Source organism: Variovorax boronicumulans (assembly GCF_009811375.1).
Classification (GTDB): domain Bacteria; phylum Pseudomonadota; class Gammaproteobacteria; order Burkholderiales; family Burkholderiaceae_C; genus Variovorax; species Variovorax boronicumulans.
This window is the reverse complement of the sequence record NZ_BKDH01000001.1, coordinates 3,919,282-3,935,139: the sequence shown is the minus strand read 5'-3', so window position 1 is coordinate 3,935,139 and position 15,858 is coordinate 3,919,282. Positions and strand designations below refer to the sequence as shown.

Genomic DNA, 15,858 nt, shown 5'->3' with positions numbered 1-15,858 from the left:
AAAAAACCGATGTCATCCGAACTCAACCAGATCGCCAGTTGGTCGCTGCGCTGGCGCATTGTCTTGTCAGGCGTGCTGTGCCTCGTCGCCGCCATCGCGGCGGCCAAGCCCTTCGACGCGAACGTCGACCTGCAGACCGAGCAGCGCTACCAACTCGCCCTCGAAGCGCAGGCCGCGCGCGACTACCGCACGATGCTCGAGCAACTGCGCCAGGCCGCCACCGAAGGCCATCCCGAGGCGCAGGAGATGCTGGGCATGGTGCTGCTGACGGGGCCCACGCTGTACGGCCCGGCCGTGAAGGCCGACCGCTGCGAGGCGCGCACGTGGATGCTGCGCGCCGCCGGGCAGGGCAGCGAAACGGCCAGGGTGCAGCTGGCGTTTCTCAACAGGCTGCGCAGCGCGCCGTCCGGAAAGATCGCCTGCGGTTGATGGCGGGTGCGGCGCGGCCATACTCGGCGCTCCTTCACGAGCGCGCCGTTGCATGCCCACTCCTTCCCCCGCGGACCGACGCATGCGCGCCATGTCCTGGTTCCTGTTCGTGCTCGCGCTCGCCGGGTGCACGGCAACAGGCAACAAGCCGGATGCGACCGTCACCCGGACCGCCGACGGCTACGAGGTCACGCTCTACGCCACCCGGGGCCTGATGGTGCATGACCCTGTGTCGCTGATCTTCCACCGCAGCTACGAACTCGAATCCCGCATCCGGGTGCCGTCGATCGAAGGACGCGTCGACGCAGCCGAGGCCTCGGTGTACGAGGTGAGCGAATTCGACAAGGCGGCCGAGAAGAAGGCGCCTTCCACGCACCCTGTCGATCTTCGGCTGCGGGAGCACTACGAGAAGGAGCGCAGGCCGCGTCTCACGGGCGCGCTCGTTTTCTCGGGCAACACGCTGACGGTCGACGTGCAGGCGGTGGGGCAGGGCAGTTCGACCCCGTATCCGTTCAACGGCACCTACCGCCTGAAGACACGAAAGTAGCGGCGACCGCCGCCCGCTTCTCAGGTCGCCCAGATGCGCGGCGTGGCCGCAGGCAGTTGCCACAGCTCGCTGCGCCACGCCTGCCAGACCTGCCGCAGCAGCTGCATCGCAGGCTCGACCACCGGCGCGAGCACGCGAAGCACCACCACTTCCGCATGCGGGCTGGTCGCGCCCGCGCTCTCGTGCAGTTCGTGCGCGTCGAGCAGCGTGCGCGCCTGTGCCAGCAGGGCTTCACGCCGTGCCTTGGCCATCGGCGAGCCGGCCACGACGAACAGCGAGGCGAGGCAGCGGTGGCCGCCCAGGCCCAGCGGGCTTTGCAGCAGGCGGTGGTCGCTCGCGTCGATGCGCCCGCGCTCCAGCCACACGCCGGGCGCCTCGATGTGCTGCAGGTAGGTGCCGCGTTCGAAGGGCTGGTGGGCGTTGGGCAGGCCGAGTGCGCACACGTCCCAGCCGATCATCTCGGCACCCGGTGCGACCTCGAGCGTGAGCCGGTTCTCGGCCTGGCAGCCGCTGTAGCAGATGGCTTCGAGCGGCAGCCATTCGAGTCGCGCGCCCGGTGCGAGGCGGATGCGCGTGCGCTGCAGCGCGGTCTCGCCTTCGGAGCGGTAGAAGCGCGAAGCGCCGGGCGTGGTGATCAGGCCGTGGCTGCCATCGGCGGCCTCGATGTCGATGTCGAGCGTGTCGCCGCCCACGAGACCGCCCGGCGGGTGCACCAGCACGTTGTGGCACACGGCATCGCCCTCGGGGTAGAGGCTCTGCAGGATGCGCAGCGGGCCGTCGTGGCGGAAACGGGCGACGCTGCGGTCGGCTTCTTTTTGGTAGGCGAGGTGGAGACGGGCGTGCCAGGGCATGCGGGGAGTCTAGGTCTTCCAGGCGCCGTCATGCGCGGCGGCAGCTTCGTCGATCAATGCCGGCCCGATGCATTCGATGGCATGCGGCGAGGCGCGGAACACGTCGCGGCACGACAGTTCTGCGTCGCGCTGGTCCTGCCGCTCGCCGCGGAACACGCGCAGCCGCTGCGCGTCGATGCCGAACACCACGCGGCCGATGTTCGACCAGAAGATCGCGCCCGCGCACATCACGCAGGGCTCGCCCGAGGCATAGAGCGTGGCGCCGGCCAGTTCCTCGCGCGTGAGGCCGCGGCCGGCCAATGCGCGCAGCGCGTTCACTTCGGCGTGCGCGGTGCAGTCGCCGGTCTCGGCGTTGCTGTTCGCGGCCTCGGCCAGCACTTCGCCGGCGGCCGAGACGATGACCGAGCCGAAGGGCCGGTTGCCGCGCCGGCGTGCGGCATGCGACCACACGATGGCCTTGCGCAGGTAGCGGCCGTCGCGCTCGTCGAGCGTGGTTTCTTCGGGGAGGGAAGGAGTGGGGTTTTCAGGAGGGGTCATGCCTTGGGTGCGGGAAGAAGGCGCTCGCTGCGCGCAGGCAGCATCGAGCTATTGAAGAGGGCATCGGCCGAGGGCCGCGTCTTCAGGCCGAAGGTGTCGGCCACCTCGTCGACCTGCTGTTCGAGCGTGAGCTTGCGGATGTCGCCCAGCCCGTGGCCGCGCGTGTCCGCCGCGCCCACGTACTGCGCCGTGAGGCCCCAGCGTTCGAGTTCGACCTTCTCGTCCAGGATCGGTTCGCGCTGGCGCATGGCCGCGATGCTGGGCACCGGGTTGGCAAAGGTCTCGACGATGGCGCGGTTGGTGGCGCGCAAGAAAGCCGCCACCACCTTCGGGTTCTGCGCGATGAGATTGCTGCTCGCCAGGATCGCGTTGCCGTACAGGTTGACGCCCGCGTCCGCGTACTTGAGCACCGAGAGCTCGTCGGCCTTCATGCGCGCGAAGAGCGAGACGGCCGAGTCGTGGAAGTAGGTGGCGGCATCGACGTCGCCGCGCACCATCACGTTGTCGCGCGCGCTGAAGTCCGTGGTCTGCCACTGGAAGGCGTCGCCGCGCATGCCCTGTTTGCGCGCCACCATCGGCCAGGCGCGGCGCGTGGACTCGACGGCGGCGGCCGCCACCTTCTTGCCGGTGAGGCTCTTGAAGTCGGTCGTCACGCCGCGGTCCTTGCGCCCGATGATCACGAACGGTGCACGGTTGTAGTACTGGTACACGGCCTGCACCACCGGCGTGCCCGGGTTCTGTGCATTGAACTCGACCAGCGAGCTGATGTCGCCCAGGCCCAATTGGTACACGCCGCTCGCGATGCGGGTGATCGACGCGACCGAGCCGGCGCCGGTGTCGATCGTCACGTCCAGCCCTTCGTCGCGGTAGTAGCCCTTGGCCTGGGCCAGGAAGAAGGGCGCGGTCTGGCCGTTGATGCGGAAGTCGAGCGTGAACTTCAGCGGTGTGAGCTTGCCGCCCTGCGCGAACACGGCAGGGGCGGCGAGGGTGGCGGCAGCGGCGGCAAGAAAGGATCGGCGTTGCATGGTGGGGCCTCGGAGTCGGTGGTCTTGACGGATGCCTCCCACCGCGGGCGGGAGGCGCCTCAAGAGCAATTTCCGGGCGGGCGCACGGGGATGGTGCGTGCGCTGCTGAACGCTTCTACTCTTGCTCGCTGTCTTGCATGAGGCATGCCAGGGTGCGGCGCTCGGGCATGGCGGCGTGGGGGTTGGACGCGCGACAAGGGCGCGCCACAATCCGGGCGCGCTAATTGCAAGTCGATCGGCGCAGAGTAGAAGCGTTCAGCCTCGTGCATGCCTTTCATCCGGCATGCCGACGAAGCAGGAAATTGCTCTTTCACGTTCGTCCCCCCACGCAACAACGAAGGAGTTCGCCCATGCTCGTCACCCGACAACCCGTCTTCCGCAAGTTCTGGCATGCCGTCATGCCGCTCACCGAACTGGCCCATGGCCCCAAGCCTTTCCGGCTGCTGGGCGAAGACATCGTTCTCTTTCTCGACGCCGACGGCCAGCCGGCTGCGCTGCGCGACCGCTGCTGCCACCGCACCGCGAAGCTTTCGAAGGGCTGGTGCGTGGACGGCGAAGGCAAGGCCTGCGGGCAGGGCGCGATCCAGTGCGGCTACCACGGCTGGACCTACGACCGCAGCGGCCAGGTGGTGCGCATCCCGCAGTACGAGCCCGACCGCAAGATCTCGCCCGAGTACAAGACCACCGCCTACCCCTGCACCGCGCGCTACGGCTACGCCTGGGTGGCGCTGGAGGACCCCATTGCCGACATCCCGGCCATTCCCGAGTTCGACGACCCGGGCTACCGCACCATCTTCCAGTTCTACGAGGAGTGGCAGACCAGCCCGATGCGCGCGCTCGAAAATTCCTTCGACAACTCGCACTTCAGCTTCGTGCACCGCGCCACCTTCGGCGTGGCCGCAAGCCCGAAGCCGAGCAAGTACGAGCTGGTGGAAAACGAGTCGGGCTTCTACGCCGAAACGGTGATCGAAGCGACCAACCCGGTGAAGTTCCACGCGATCAGCGGCGTGACCGATGCGATCACCACGCGTCACATGCGCAACGCCTACTTCCTGCCGTTCGCGCGCCGCCTCGACATCGAGTACCCGAGCGGCATCCGCCACATCATCATCAACTGCTTCACGCCCATCGACGACGGGCGCATGCAGCTGTGCCAGTGGCTGTTCCGCAACGACACCGAGGCCGACTGCGCGGCGCAGATGCTGATCGACTTCGACGAGGAGATCACGCGCGAGGACAAGGACATCCTCGAATCGACCGACCCCGATGCGCTGGTCGACACGCGCCGGCGCGGCGTGGAGTATTCGATGGAGTCCGATCGGCCGGGCATGCTGATCCGCAAGCACCTGATGCAGCTGCTGGCCAGGCACGGCGAGGTGGAGGTGCACCGGGGCATGACGATCCCGATCGCGAAGGCCGCCTGAACGCGAGAGCGCTGCAGGCCCCGCGTGCGCGTGGCTGCAGCGGTCAGTCGTTCAGGCCTTCACGAAGGCGCCGTGCAACCCCAGCGGCAGCGCGTAAGGCAGCGTCGCCTGCGCTACAGGACCCGCCGCAAGGTGGTCTGCGGCGAAACACGACAACACCGTCCGTTGCCGGCCGAAGTCCAGCGCCGTGCCCAGCACCCAGCCGGCCTTCGCGCCATCCGGCACGAAGACGTGCTCTTCCACGATGGCCTGCGCGCCGTAGCTGAAGCGCTGGCTGCGTCCGCTCTCGATGTCGGTGCGCGCGACCGCGCCGAAGCCGGGCATGTCGGCGCGCGTCTGCGTGGCGTGCACGACCTGGCGGTGGCGCAGGCCAACGCGGCGCGGGTCGATGCGCGGGAACTCGGCTTCCAGCGGCAGTTCGCGCTGCGTGGCCTTGCCCGTTCCCAGGTCGAGCGTGGCGACGGTCAGGCGCGGCTCGTTGCGGCGCACGCGGCGCGCGCGCATCACCTCGCGGTTGCTGGTGAACACCGATTCGGCGTTCTGCGTGCGCACGTAGTCGATGTGGATGCGTGTACCGCGCGACGTGTCTTCTTCCCAGGCATTGCCGACGTGGAACAGGAAGCCGGCGGGCAGCTCGAACAGCTGGCGCTTGTCCCAGTCCTGCTTGTCGACCACCAGCGCGCGCATGCCGAGCTCGGGCCGCCAGACGTGGGCGTCGAGAAAGCTCGCGCCGGCCTCCTTGCGCTTGCTGTCGTACACCAGCGGCGGCATCAGGAACACCAGGTGCCGCGCGGTCACGGCGAAGTCGTGGACCATGGGCAGCTCGGGCACCGGCACCACGGCCGCGCGGCGCAGCGCGCCGCCGGGCGCGATCTCGTACAGCGCCAGCAGGCTCTGGCCCGAGCTCACGCCGAAGTTCCACACCGTGCCGTCCGGGTCGACCTTGGGGTGGGCCGAGAAGGGCATGCCCGCGAGGTCGGCGCGCCAGGTCTTCACGCCCAGCGTGTCGAGCGTGCGCGCATCGATGCGCGTGGCCGAGCCGCCTTCCCACAGCGCCAGCACCTCGCCCTGCATCGGCAGCACGCTGGTGTTGGCGACGTTGATGGCGTCGGCCGAGGTGGGCGGCTCCACGCCCGGCGGCATGGTGCCGAAGGCTTCGGTGAGGTGGCGGCCGGCCTTCACCTCGGCCACGCGCTTGGGCGTGGCGACGTAGCGGCCCTGGTGGCGCACGTCGGCGCCTTCGATCACGAAGCGGTGCACCATGCCGTCGCCGTCGAACCAGTGGTGGTAGCGCTCGCCGCCCAGGTCGTGGCCGGCCGGGCCGATGCGAAACAGCGTGCCGGCGACGGCGTCGGGAAAGCGCCCGCGCACGGTGGCGCGGGTCAGGGGCAGGTCGCCCGGGGGCGTGGCGAAGCCGATCTTCCAGGGCGCGTCGGCGGCTTCGAACTGGGCTTGCCAGTCGTCGGTGGTGCCGGCCGCGCGTGCGAGCGGGGCGAGCAGGGGCAGGGCGCCGGCCGTGGCCAGCAGGTGCAGGAGTTCGCGTCGTTCCATGGCCGTGTCTCCTCAGCGCAGGTGGATGACGGCCTGCGCGTCGGCGTCGATGCGCAGCGCCGCGGCCTCGAAGTCGGGTGCACCGCGGTTGCCCTTGGCGTCGTTCGAGAAGCCGTAGCGTTCGATCGGCATGCCCACCAGGTTGGTGTCGAGCTTGCCGTTGCCGTTCTCGTCGGCGAACACGCGCAGCGCGTAGCGGCCCGGCGCCAGGTCGGTGAAGACGAAGCGGGCCTTGCCTTCGCGCAGGGGCGCGGTCTGCGAGGCGAGGGCCTTGCTCTCGGCGTAGCTGGCGGCGTCGTTGTACAGCGCGACGTAGAGCGTGGCGCCGGCGGCCGGGCCGTCGGCGATGCGCAGGTTCAGGTCGGCGGCCAGGGCGCCGAGCGGGGCGAGCGCGGCAGCGGCGATCAGGCCGCGCGCGGCGGGGCGGGAGAGGAAAGCGGGAAGGTGCATGGCAGGCCTCGTGGTGGGTGGAGGGCCCGACGATCCCGCAGTCGCCGGGCGGTGCCCAGCGCCATGCGACGGAATGCGCGAATGCGCGCGCGAAATGCGCGCAGAGGGAGTGAACGCCGCGGCCCGGGAAGGGCCGCGACCGGTGTCAGGCCTTGTCCTGCCCGTCCTTCGGAGCCTGCGCGGCCTCTTCGACCGCGTGCCCCGTGCCCACATGGCCCGAGTCCGCAAAGAGGCTCCAGGCCGCCATGAACAGCGCCGCGATCACCGGCCCGATCACGAAGCCGTTGATGCCGAAGATCGCCATGCCGCCGATGGTGGACATCAGCACGATGTAGTCGGGCATCTGCGTGTCCTTGCCCACCAGCACGGGGCGCAGGATGTTGTCGACCAGGCCGATCACGAACACGCCGATGAAGATCAGCACGCCGCCCTGCCAGAAGTGGCCGGTGGCCAGGTAGTAGATGGCCACCGGCCCCCAGATCAGCGCCGCGCCCACGGCCGGCAGCAGCGACAGGAAGGCCATCAGCACCGCCCACAGCAGCGCACCCTGAACGCCCAGGAACCAGAAGGCCAGCCCGCCGATGGTGCCCTGCGCAATGGCCACGGCCACGTTGCCCTTCACGGTGGCGCGGATCACGGTGGTGAACTTGTTCAGCAGATAGTGCGTGTGCGGCTTGGCCAGCGGCAGCGCGTCGCGCATGGTCTTCGACAGCGACGTGCCGTCGCGCACCAGGAAGTACAGCAGGTAGAGCATCACGAAGAAGCTCACCACGAAGTCGAAGGTGTTCTGCCCGATGGCCAGCGCCTGGCTGGCGATGAGCTGGCTGGCCTGGCCCGCGATGGCCGAGACGCGCGCCTGCCAGGCCGCCATGTCGCCCAGGTTGAAGCGCTCCACGATGTTCAGCAGCCACTGCGGCGTGGCGTTCAGGATCTGCTGGAAGTAGGCCGCGAAGTTGATCTGGCCCGAGCGGATGCTCTGGGTGATCAGCGCGATCTCCTGCACCAGCGACACGCCCACCATCGCCAGCGGCAGGATCACGATGAACAGGCAGATCGCCAGCGTGGACATCGCGGCCACGTTGCGCCGGCCCGGCATCTTCTTGAGCAGCCACTTGAACAGCGGCGTGAACAGGATCGCCAGCGCCACCCCCCAGAGCACCGCGCCGAAGAACGGCATCAGCACCCACAGAAAGGCGACGGTGACGGCGGCAAGCAGGGCGAGGAAGACGCCGCGCTGGAGTTGGGGAGAGTTCATAAGTGTCTCGGACTGTAGCCGAGCCGGAACCCGCCGCCGTGTCAGCCGGCGCGCCCTTGTGCGATGCAGCAGGCTTGCCAAGGAAAAACGCCGCGGGCCTAAGGCCGGCGGCGTGTGTCAGCTACTCAATTGATAGCTGGCGGCGGCACAAATGCACAGCGCTAACGCTTGGCTGCGCGCGGCAGCGCCACGGGTGCCAGCGTGGCGCGCAGGCGGCTCGGCGCATCGGGCTCGGTGGTGGCGTCGACCTCCAGCGCCCGTTCGACATTGCCGATGTGGTCGAGCATGAGCTGGCGCGCCTGCTCGATGTTGCCGGCCTCGAGCGCCGCGACGATGGCGCCGTGCTCGGCGCACGACTGTCCGGCTTCGTGCTTCGATTGGTAGAGCGTGGCCGCCAGCGTGGTGCGCGCCGTGAGGTCGCGCAGCACGTCGACCAGCAGCTGGTGGCCCATCTGCTCGGCCAGGCAGACATGGAAGTCGGCCAGCAGGAAGGCGCGCGTGGCGGCGTCGGCGCCTTCGATGGCGCGCTGCTCGTCGGCGATGTGGTCGCGCAGCTTGCGGATCACCTGGCCCAGGGGCCGGCCTTCGCTCGCGGCCAGGATGCCGGCCTCGACGATGCGGCGTGCCGAGAAAGCGTCGCGCGCTTCCTCGGCCGAGGGCTCCACCACGTACCAGCCGCGGCGCGACTGCACCTCGACGAAACCGCGCGCCTGCAGCTGCATCAGCGCCTCGCGCACCATCGTGCGGCTGACCGAGAAGTTCTCGGCCAGCGCCTGCTCGCCGAGCCGGTCGCCGGGCGCGAGCTTCTGCGCGAGGATGGCCTCGACGACGCGTTCGGCGATGGCGGTGGGGCTGACGTCGGCGGGCATTTTTTTCAGTGGGCGGTGGAAGCGGCGGTGCCGGTGTTTACCACGGGCGCCTCGGCCAGCGGCTCGTCGTCGGGCGAATAGGTGCCGTCGAGCACGGCATGGGCACGCTCGCGGTCGATGTCGCCTTCCCACGCGGCGATCGCGACGGTGGCCACGCAGTTGCCGATCAGGTTGCCCAGCGCGCGGGCGATGCCCATGAACCAGTCCACCGACAGCACCAGCACCAGGCCGATGGCGGGGATCGCCGGAATCGCATGCAGCGTCGCCGCCAGCACCACGATGGCCGAGCCCGGCACGCCGTGCGCGCCCTTGGAGGTGACCAGTGCGATCGCCAGGATGGTCAGCAGGTCGGCCATCGAGATCGGCGTGTTGGTGGCCTGCGCGATGAACACGGCCGCCAGCGTGATGTAGATCGAGAACGCGTCCAGGTTGAACGAGTAGCCCGTGGGAATCACCAGGCCCACCGTCGAATCGCGGATGCCCATGCGGCGCAGCTTGGCCATGATCTGCGGCAGCACGCTGTCCGACGAGGTGGTGGCGAACACGATGGCGAGTTCTTCGCGCAGGTAGCGCAGCAGCTTCCAGAGGCTGAAGCCCGACATGCGCATCACCAGCCCCAGCACCACGAACACGAAGACCAGCACCGCGCCGTAGAAGAGGGCGACCAGCATGCCCAGCTGCTTGAGCGAGCCGATGCCGTACTTGCCGACCGTGAAGGCAATGGCGCCCAGCACGCCCAGCGGCGCCAGCTTGATGATGATGCCCATGATCTTGAACAGCACCAGCGAGAGCGCATCGACCACCGCCGCCACCGGCGCGCCGCGATCGCCCAGCAGCGACAGCGCGCAGCCGAACAGCACCGCGAACAGCAGCACCTGCAGCACGTCGCCCGTGGCGAAGGCGGCCACCACCGTGGTGGGAATGAGCTTCATCAGGAACTCGACCGTGCCGCCGCTGGTGAGCTTGTCGGCGTTGGAGGCGTAGGCGCTCATGGCGCTGGCGTCCAGCGCCTTGGGGTCGACGTTCATGCCCACGCCCGGCTCGAACACGAAGGCCAGCACCAGGCCCATCGCCAGCGCGATGGTGGTCAGCACCTCGAAGTAGATCAGCGCCTTCACGCCGACCCGGCCCACGCGCTTGAGGTCGCCCGCGCCAGCGATGCCATGCACCACCACGCAGAACACCAGCACGGGAATGATCATCTTGATCAGCTTGATGAAGCCGTCACCCAGCGGCTTGAGCTTGGCGGCGAACTCGGGCGCAAAGAGGCCGACGAGCACGCCGATCACCAGTGCGATGACCACCTGTCCGAAGAGCGATTTGGCAAAGCGAGGCATGGAAATCTCCTGTCGTTGTCGTGTCGAGGTTTTGCATGCAAGGATCGCTTTTTCTTGCATACAAGAACTGTAGGCAAGAAGATTGCAGGGGGTTCAGAGGGTATTCCCGGGGCGTTCCGGCTGCCTGCCGGGGGCTCGGGCGTGAACCTTCCAGCTTTGAAGCGCCGTGCGCCATGTGCAAAGAACGAAGGCGCCATCGGCAAACTCCGGGGCGGCGCGGGCGATACGCTGCAGCCATGAACGCCATGCCGCAGCCCTTCTTTCTTCCTTCAGATTCAGTCGCGCGCCTGCATGCCCTGATGGCCGGCGGCCAGCGCAAGCTGCTGGGGCTGGTCGGTGCGCCCGGCGCAGGCAAGTCCACGCTCGCGATGGCGTTGCGCCAGGCGGCTGGCGCCGGCTGCGCGCAGGTCGTGCCGATGGACGGCTTTCACCTCGCCAACGTCGAGTTGCAACGGCTCGGCCGTGCCGACCGAAAGGGCGCGCCCGATACCTTCGACAGCGCCGGCTACGTCGCCCTGCTGCAGCGGCTGCGCAATCAGCGCCCCGACGGCGACATCGTCTACGCCCCCGAGTTCCGCCGCGAGATCGAAGAGCCGATCGCCGGTGCCATTGCGGTGCTGCCGTCGACGCCCCTCGTCATCACCGAAGGCAACTACCTCCTGCACGACGCCGGCCCGTGGGCGGGGGCGGCGGCGATGCTCGACGAAGTCTGGTACGTGGACATCGACGACGCGGTGCGCGAGGAACGCCTGATCGCGCGCCATCGGCAGTTCGGCCGCAATGCCGAGGCCGCGCGCGACTGGGTGGCCAACACCGATGCACCGAACGCGCGGCTGATCGCTGCAACGAAGGCACGCGCTCACCACGTGTTCACATGGCCTTGAGGCCCTCCGCCCTCAGCGAGGGTCCGCAAACGCCTTGCGAAACGCGGAAGGCGTCATTCCCTTCACCGCAAGGAAGCGGCGGTTGAAGTTGGCGACGTTGTTGAACCCGACGTCCTGACAGATCGCGGCGATCGGATCGCGCGCATGCGCCAGCAGCTGGCACGCCCTGGACACGCGCAGCTGGATCAGGAAATCCGTGAACGTGTTGCCCGTGCGCCGATGAAAGAGACGCGAGAAGTGGCTCTTGCTCATGCCGAAGTGCCGAGCCACCCGCGGCATCGAGAGGTCTTCGGCATAGCGGTCGTTCATGAAGCCGATGATCGCGTCGATCTGCGCCATCGAGCTTGCGTCCTCCGCCGCATCGGTCCAGGGGTTGGAGAGCAGCCGGTAGTCCTTCCACTCGCCGAGCACACAGAGGAACTCGAGGAAGACCGAGAACCTCGATATGCCCTGGCTGGCGCGGATGCGGCCGAAGTAGTCGCCGGCGAGCGCCGACATGTCGAAGAATTCGATGCCGCGTGCAGACCGGTCCAGAAGGGGCAGCACGTCCTTGAGTTCCGAGATCGATTCGGACGCCCGGTCCAGCGGTCCCCGGTCGAAGACGATGCAGTGATCGCGCAGTGCCACGCCGCTGGCGGGTGCGTTCGTCGAGATCCAGTTGTGAGGAAGCCTCGGGCCGGTGATCACGAGGTTGCCCGGCTCGAAGGTGCCGATGTAGTCCCCCACGAACATCTTTCCGCAGGTGGACACGACCAGATGGATCTCGTAGTCGTCGTGGTAGTGCCACCGGATGAGCGGCGAGGGCGTGCCGTGGCTCACGCAGCGCACGAGCCTGTCGAGATCGGACGAGGGGCTGTAGCCGAGCTCTGCGTTGCGGCACAGCGGATCTTCCCTGGACGGGTGAGACTTCTCCATGCGCTGTCCGGTCGCCCGTTGCGTTGGCTTCAAAGCGCCGGCTACTTGTAGTAGCCGGCCTTCTTCATCTCTCGCTCGGCGATGCTCTGCGAGGTCTTCAGCGCCTGGTCGACCGTGACCTTGCCCGACAGCGCCGCGCTCATCTGCTGCCCCACGCCGGTGCCGATGGCCTGGAACTCGGGAATGGCCGCGTACTGCACGCCGACGTACGGCGACTTGGGCAGGGTGCTGTCGCTGAGGTTGGCGCTGTCGATGGCCTTCTTCTCGGCGGCGGCGAACTTGGCGACCTTCTGGAACTCGGGGTTCGCGTAGGTCGACTTGCGCGTGCCGGTGGGCACCGTGCCCCAGCCGTGTTCCTTGGCCACGAGGTTGACGTACTCCTTGGAGGTCGCCCACTTCACGAAGGTCTGCGCGGCGGCGCCCTTGGTCGAGCTGGCGGGAATGGCCAGGTTCCAGGTCCACAGCCAGTTCGCGCCCTTGGGTGTCACGGCGACGGGTGCCTGTGCGAAGGCCACCTTGTCGGCCACCTTCGACTGCTTGGGGTCGCTGATGAACGAAGCGGCGATGGTCGCGTCGACCCACGTGCCGCACTTGCCTTCGTTGAACAGCGCCAGGTTCTCGTTGAAGCTGTTGGCCGAGGCGCCCGGCGGGCCGTAGGCCTTCATGAGGTCGACGTAGAAGTTGATCGCGTCCTTCCAGGGCTTGGTGTCGATCTGCGGCTTCCATTGCATGTCGAACCACTGGCCGCCATGCGTGTTCACGAGGGTGGTGATCGGGCCCATGTTGTCGCCCCAGCCCGGCTTGCCACGCAGGCACATGCCGTACACGCCGGCCTTCGGGTCGTGGATCTTGCCGGCCAGCTCCTTCGCCTGCGCCCAGGTGGGCTGCTCGGGCATCTTGAAGCCGACCTTGTCGGCCAGGTCCTTGCGGTACATGAGCATCGAGCTCTCGCCGTAGAACGGCGCGGCGTACAGCTTGCCTTCGTGCGACAGGCCGGCGCGGATGGCCGGCAGCAGGTCGTCGGCGTCGTAGGCGGCATCGGTGGCGATGGGCTGCAGCCAGCCCTTCTTCGACCAGATCGGCGCTTCGTACAGGCCGATGGTCATCACGTCGAACTGGCCGCCCTTGGTGGCGATGTCGGTGGTTACGCGCTGGCGCAGCGTGCCTTCCTCGAGCGTGACCCACTTGAGCTTGATGTCGGGGTTGGCCTTTTCGAAGAAGGGCGTGAGCTTCTGCATCTCGATCATGTGGCCGTTGTTGACGGTCGCGATGACCAGTTCGGTGGCCGAGACGGAAAAAGCGAACGCCGAGCCGGCCAAGCCTGCAAGCAGTTTCGTATAGGTCATGAGGTGTCTCCCATCGGGTTGAAATCGGCGATTCCGATCTCCCCCAAGGATCGCGAGGATGGTCCGATTCCTGTAACGCGTCGACTTGTCCGAATTGATACTTCGGTGCTTTTTGGTCTAGCGATTTTCCCTAGCCGGCCGGGCGGGCCGATGAGGCCGGCGCACTGCGCAGACGCCGGTTCATGCCGCATGCCGTGCACATGGCCGGCAGCTACTCGACAAAAAGCAGCGCCGGGCACTCGAGCGACGCCCGCACGGCCTGCACGAATTCGGCCGCCAGCTGGCCGTCGACCACGCGGTGGTCGAAGGAGGAGGACAGGTTCATCATGCGGCGCGCGACCACCGCGCCGCCCAGCATCACCGGGCGCTGCACGATGCGGTTGACGCCGACGATCGCCACCTCGGGCGCGTTGATGATCGGCGTGGACGCGATGCCGCCCAGCGCGCCCAGGCTGGTGACGGTGAGGGTCGAGCCGCTCAGTTCGTCGCGCGTGGCCCGGCCCGCGCGCGCGGCGTCGGCCAGGCGGGCGATCTCGGTCGCGCTCGACCAGAGGTCGCGGGCCTCCGCATGGCGCAGCACCGGCACCATGAGGCCGGCCGCGGTCTGGGTGGCGATGCCGACGTGCACCGCGCCGTGGCGCGTGAGCACGCCCGCCTCGTCGTCGAAGCGGGCATTGATCTGCGGGAAGCGCGGCACCGCCAGCACCACCGCGCGCACCAGCAGCGGCAGCAGCGTCAGGTGCGCCCGCTCGCCGCCCCAGCGTTCGTTGATGCGGGCGCGCAGCAACTCCAGCTCGGTCACGTCGACCTCCTCGACGTAGGTGAAGTGCGGAATGCGGCGCATCGCGTCCTGCATGCGCTGCGCGATGCGGCGGCGCACGCCGGTCACGGGCACGGCCTCCTCGTCGTTGCGTTCGGCGTAGCGCGCGGCATCCGGCGCCGGCGGACCGGGCCGGCGCAGCAGCCAGGCGTCGAGGTCCTCGTGCAGGATGCGGCCGTCCGCGCTGCTGCCCGGCACCTGCCGCAGATCGATGCCGAGGACCGACGCCCGATGGCGCACCGCGGGCGCGGCGAGCGGCTTGCCGCCCAAGGGGCGCGCGCGTTCGGCCGGTGCCGGTGCAGGCACCGCAGCAGGCGCCGGCGTCGATACGACCGGCGCCTCCTCTCGCGTCTCGCCGCCGTCCGCCACATCGATCCGGATCAGCGCCGCGCCCACCGCGATCTGCTGCCCCACCTCGCCGCCGAGCGCGACCACCCGGCCCGCGACCGGCGAGGGAATCTCCACGGTGGCCTTGTCGGTCATCACGTCGGCCAGCACCTGGTCTTCGGCCACCGTGTCGCCGGGCTGCACGCGCCACGCCACCAGCTCCACCTCGGCGATGCCTTCGCCCAGGTCCGGCACCTTGATCGTGAGCGTGCCCATTCAGTTCTCCATGGCGCGGCGCAAGGCCGCGCCGACGCGCGCCGGACCGGGGAAGTAGGCCCACTCCTGCGCATGCGGGTAGGGCGTGTCCCAGCCGGCCACGCGCCCGATCGGTGCTTCCAGGTGGTGGAAGCAATGCTCCTGCACCAGCGCCGTCAGCTCGGCGCCGAAGCCGCTGGTGCGCGTGGCCTCGTGCACGATCACGCAGCGGCCCGTCTTCTTCACCGAGGCGATCAGCGTCTGCAGGTCCAGCGGCCACAGGCTGCGCAGGTCGATGATCTCGGCGTCGATGCCGGTCTCGCGCGCGGCCGCTTCGCAGACGAAGACCATGGTGCCGTAGCTGATCACCGTCAGGTCGGCGCCGGGGCGGAACACCGTCGCCGACTCCAGCGGCACCGTGTAGTAGCCCTCGGGCACCTCGCCCAGCGGATGGGCCGACCAGGGCACCAGCGGCCGGTCGTGGTGGCCGTCGAAGGGGCCGTTGTACAGCCGCTTGGGCTCCAGGAAGATGACCGGGTCGTCGTTCTCGATCGAAGCGATCAAGAGGCCCTTGGCATCGCGCGGATTGGAGGGCATCACCGTGCGCAGCCCGCACACGTGCGTGAACAGCGCCTCCGGGCTCTGGCTGTGCGTCTGGCCGCCGTAGATGCCGCCGCCGCAGGGCATGCGGATGGTGATCGGCGCGGTGAAATCGCCCGCCGAGCGGTAGCGCAGGCGCGCCGCCTCCGACACGATCTGGTCGTAGGCCGGATAGACGTAGTCGGCGAACTGCACCTCCACCACCGGGCGCAGGCCGTAGGCGCCCATGCCGATGGCCGAGCCGACGATGCCGCCCTCGTTGATCGGCGCATCGAACACGCGCGAGCGGCCGTACTTGGCCTGCAGGCCTTCGGTGCAGCGGAACACGCCGCCGAAGTAGCCCACGTCCTGGCCGTAGACGATCACGTTGTCGTCGCGCTCGAGCATCACGTCCATGGCAGAGCGCAGGGCCTGGATCATCGTCATCGAGGCCATG

16 protein-coding genes are annotated in these 15,858 nt (G+C 68.7%); 4 read left to right on the top strand and 12 right to left on the bottom strand.

The annotated features are described in order from the left end of the window. The first annotated feature begins 9 nt into the window (after window positions 1-9). A complete protein-coding gene (locus tag VHAB30_RS18090; RefSeq protein WP_159278026.1) occupies window positions 10-429 on the top strand; it encodes an SEL1-like repeat protein in 420 nt (139 codons plus the stop codon). 82 nt (window positions 430-511) lie between these two features. Next, the gene (locus VHAB30_RS18085; RefSeq protein ID WP_159278025.1) at window positions 512-976 is read left to right on the top strand and encodes a hypothetical protein; all 465 of its coding nucleotides are present in this window, start codon (window positions 512-514) and stop codon (window positions 974-976) included. A 20-nt stretch (window positions 977-996) separates the two neighbouring features. On the opposite strand, the gene VHAB30_RS18080 is transcribed toward VHAB30_RS18085, so the two are convergent. Genes VHAB30_RS18080 through VHAB30_RS18070 form a run of 3 tightly spaced genes read right to left on the bottom strand, consistent with a single transcriptional unit; the run spans window position 997 to window position 3,389 of the window. Next, window positions 997-1,827 carry an urease accessory protein UreD gene (locus tag VHAB30_RS18080; protein WP_159278024.1) on the bottom strand — a complete coding sequence of 277 codons (831 nt, stop codon included), beginning with the start codon at window positions 1,825-1,827 and terminating at the stop codon, window positions 997-999. 9 nt (window positions 1,828-1,836) lie between these two features. Beyond that, entirely contained in the window at window positions 1,837-2,364 is a 528-nt protein-coding gene (locus VHAB30_RS18075) for a nucleoside deaminase (RefSeq protein ID WP_095744142.1), read from the bottom strand. After that, window positions 2,361-3,389 (bottom strand): ABC transporter substrate-binding protein, encoded by a 1,029-nt coding sequence (locus VHAB30_RS18070; RefSeq protein WP_159278023.1) that lies wholly within the window; start codon window positions 3,387-3,389, stop codon window positions 2,361-2,363. The genes VHAB30_RS18075 and VHAB30_RS18070 overlap by 4 nt, the downstream gene beginning before the upstream one ends. 350 nt (window positions 3,390-3,739) lie before the next feature. On the opposite strand from VHAB30_RS18070, the gene VHAB30_RS18065 reads away from it, so the two are divergent. Further along, window positions 3,740-4,813, top strand: coding sequence for an aromatic ring-hydroxylating dioxygenase subunit alpha (locus tag VHAB30_RS18065; protein ID WP_159278022.1), 1,074 nt, complete (start codon window positions 3,740-3,742; stop codon window positions 4,811-4,813). A 51-nt stretch (window positions 4,814-4,864) separates the two neighbouring features. Here VHAB30_RS18065 and VHAB30_RS18060 read toward each other — a convergent pair whose 3' ends face one another. The 5 genes from VHAB30_RS18060 to VHAB30_RS18040 form a co-directional block, all read right to left on the bottom strand. Further along, window positions 4,865-6,364 carry a carotenoid oxygenase family protein gene (locus VHAB30_RS18060; RefSeq protein WP_159278021.1) on the bottom strand — a complete coding sequence of 500 codons (1,500 nt, stop codon included), beginning with the start codon at window positions 6,362-6,364 and terminating at the stop codon, window positions 4,865-4,867. A 12-nt stretch (window positions 6,365-6,376) separates the two neighbouring features. Next, window positions 6,377-6,814: a DUF2141 domain-containing protein gene (locus tag VHAB30_RS18055; protein ID WP_159278020.1), complete on the bottom strand. Its 438-nt coding sequence runs from the start codon at window positions 6,812-6,814 to the stop codon at window positions 6,377-6,379. Between the two features lie 145 nt (window positions 6,815-6,959). Continuing rightward, window positions 6,960-8,069, bottom strand: coding sequence for an AI-2E family transporter (locus VHAB30_RS18050; RefSeq protein WP_062472098.1), 1,110 nt, complete (start codon window positions 8,067-8,069; stop codon window positions 6,960-6,962). A gap of 161 nt (window positions 8,070-8,230) precedes the next feature. Then, entirely contained in the window at window positions 8,231-8,938 is a 708-nt protein-coding gene (locus VHAB30_RS18045) for a GntR family transcriptional regulator (protein ID WP_159278019.1), read from the bottom strand. A 5-nt stretch (window positions 8,939-8,943) separates the two neighbouring features. Further along, on the bottom strand, window positions 8,944-10,275 hold the full coding sequence (locus tag VHAB30_RS18040) for a C4-dicarboxylate transporter DctA (protein WP_062472092.1): 1,332 nt from the start codon (window positions 10,273-10,275) through the stop codon (window positions 8,944-8,946). A gap of 236 nt (window positions 10,276-10,511) precedes the next feature. Between VHAB30_RS18040 and VHAB30_RS18035 the strand changes: the two genes are divergently transcribed. Then, the gene (locus VHAB30_RS18035; protein WP_159278018.1) at window positions 10,512-11,159 is read left to right on the top strand and encodes a nucleoside/nucleotide kinase family protein; all 648 of its coding nucleotides are present in this window, start codon (window positions 10,512-10,514) and stop codon (window positions 11,157-11,159) included. A gap of 12 nt (window positions 11,160-11,171) precedes the next feature. Here the strand turns inward: VHAB30_RS18035 and VHAB30_RS18030 are convergent, their stop codons facing one another. The 4 genes from VHAB30_RS18030 to VHAB30_RS18015 form a co-directional block, all read right to left on the bottom strand. After that, window positions 11,172-12,107 carry a helix-turn-helix domain-containing protein gene (locus VHAB30_RS18030; RefSeq protein ID WP_159278017.1) on the bottom strand — a complete coding sequence of 312 codons (936 nt, stop codon included), beginning with the start codon at window positions 12,105-12,107 and terminating at the stop codon, window positions 11,172-11,174. Window positions 12,108-12,115: 8 nt separating this feature from the next. After that, a complete protein-coding gene (locus VHAB30_RS18025) occupies window positions 12,116-13,420 on the bottom strand; it encodes an ABC transporter substrate-binding protein (protein ID WP_159278016.1) in 1,305 nt (434 codons plus the stop codon). 211 nt (window positions 13,421-13,631) lie between these two features. Beyond that, on the bottom strand, window positions 13,632-14,843 hold the full coding sequence (locus tag VHAB30_RS18020) for a dihydrolipoamide acetyltransferase family protein (RefSeq protein ID WP_159278015.1): 1,212 nt from the start codon (window positions 14,841-14,843) through the stop codon (window positions 13,632-13,634). Continuing rightward, entirely contained in the window at window positions 14,844-15,857 is a 1,014-nt protein-coding gene (locus VHAB30_RS18015) for an alpha-ketoacid dehydrogenase subunit beta (protein ID WP_159278014.1), read from the bottom strand. It lies immediately after the preceding gene. Window position 15,858: the final 1 nt, after the last annotated feature.

Excerpts from the sequence above, each read along its gene's own strand:
- VHAB30_RS18045 (WP_159278019.1), bottom strand. The coding sequence starts at position 8,938 with ATGCCCGCCGACGTCAGCCCCACCGCCATCGCCGAACGCGTCGTCGAG.
- VHAB30_RS18025 (WP_159278016.1), bottom strand. The coding sequence starts at position 13,420 with ATGACCTATACGAAACTGCTTGCAGGCTTGGCCGGCTCGGCGTTCGCT.
- VHAB30_RS18090 (WP_159278026.1), top strand. The coding sequence starts at position 10 with ATGTCATCCGAACTCAACCAGATCGCCAGTTGGTCGCTGCGCTGGCGC.
- VHAB30_RS18060 (WP_159278021.1), bottom strand. The coding sequence starts at position 6,364 with ATGGAACGACGCGAACTCCTGCACCTGCTGGCCACGGCCGGCGCCCTG.
- VHAB30_RS18085 (WP_159278025.1), top strand. The coding sequence starts at position 512 with ATGCGCGCCATGTCCTGGTTCCTGTTCGTGCTCGCGCTCGCCGGGTGC.
- VHAB30_RS18055 (WP_159278020.1), bottom strand. The coding sequence starts at position 6,814 with ATGCACCTTCCCGCTTTCCTCTCCCGCCCCGCCGCGCGCGGCCTGATC.
- VHAB30_RS18035 (WP_159278018.1), top strand. The coding sequence starts at position 10,512 with ATGAACGCCATGCCGCAGCCCTTCTTTCTTCCTTCAGATTCAGTCGCG.
- VHAB30_RS18020 (WP_159278015.1), bottom strand. The coding sequence starts at position 14,843 with ATGGGCACGCTCACGATCAAGGTGCCGGACCTGGGCGAAGGCATCGCC.
- VHAB30_RS18065 (WP_159278022.1), top strand. The coding sequence starts at position 3,740 with ATGCTCGTCACCCGACAACCCGTCTTCCGCAAGTTCTGGCATGCCGTC.
- VHAB30_RS18050 (WP_062472098.1), bottom strand. The coding sequence starts at position 8,069 with ATGAACTCTCCCCAACTCCAGCGCGGCGTCTTCCTCGCCCTGCTTGCC.
- VHAB30_RS18015 (WP_159278014.1), bottom strand. The coding sequence starts at position 15,857 with ATGGCCTCGATGACGATGATCCAGGCCCTGCGCTCTGCCATGGACGTG.
- VHAB30_RS18040 (WP_062472092.1), bottom strand. The coding sequence starts at position 10,275 with ATGCCTCGCTTTGCCAAATCGCTCTTCGGACAGGTGGTCATCGCACTG.
- VHAB30_RS18080 (WP_159278024.1), bottom strand. The coding sequence starts at position 1,827 with ATGCCCTGGCACGCCCGTCTCCACCTCGCCTACCAAAAAGAAGCCGAC.
- VHAB30_RS18070 (WP_159278023.1), bottom strand. The coding sequence starts at position 3,389 with ATGCAACGCCGATCCTTTCTTGCCGCCGCTGCCGCCACCCTCGCCGCC.
- VHAB30_RS18075 (WP_095744142.1), bottom strand. The coding sequence starts at position 2,364 with ATGACCCCTCCTGAAAACCCCACTCCTTCCCTCCCCGAAGAAACCACG.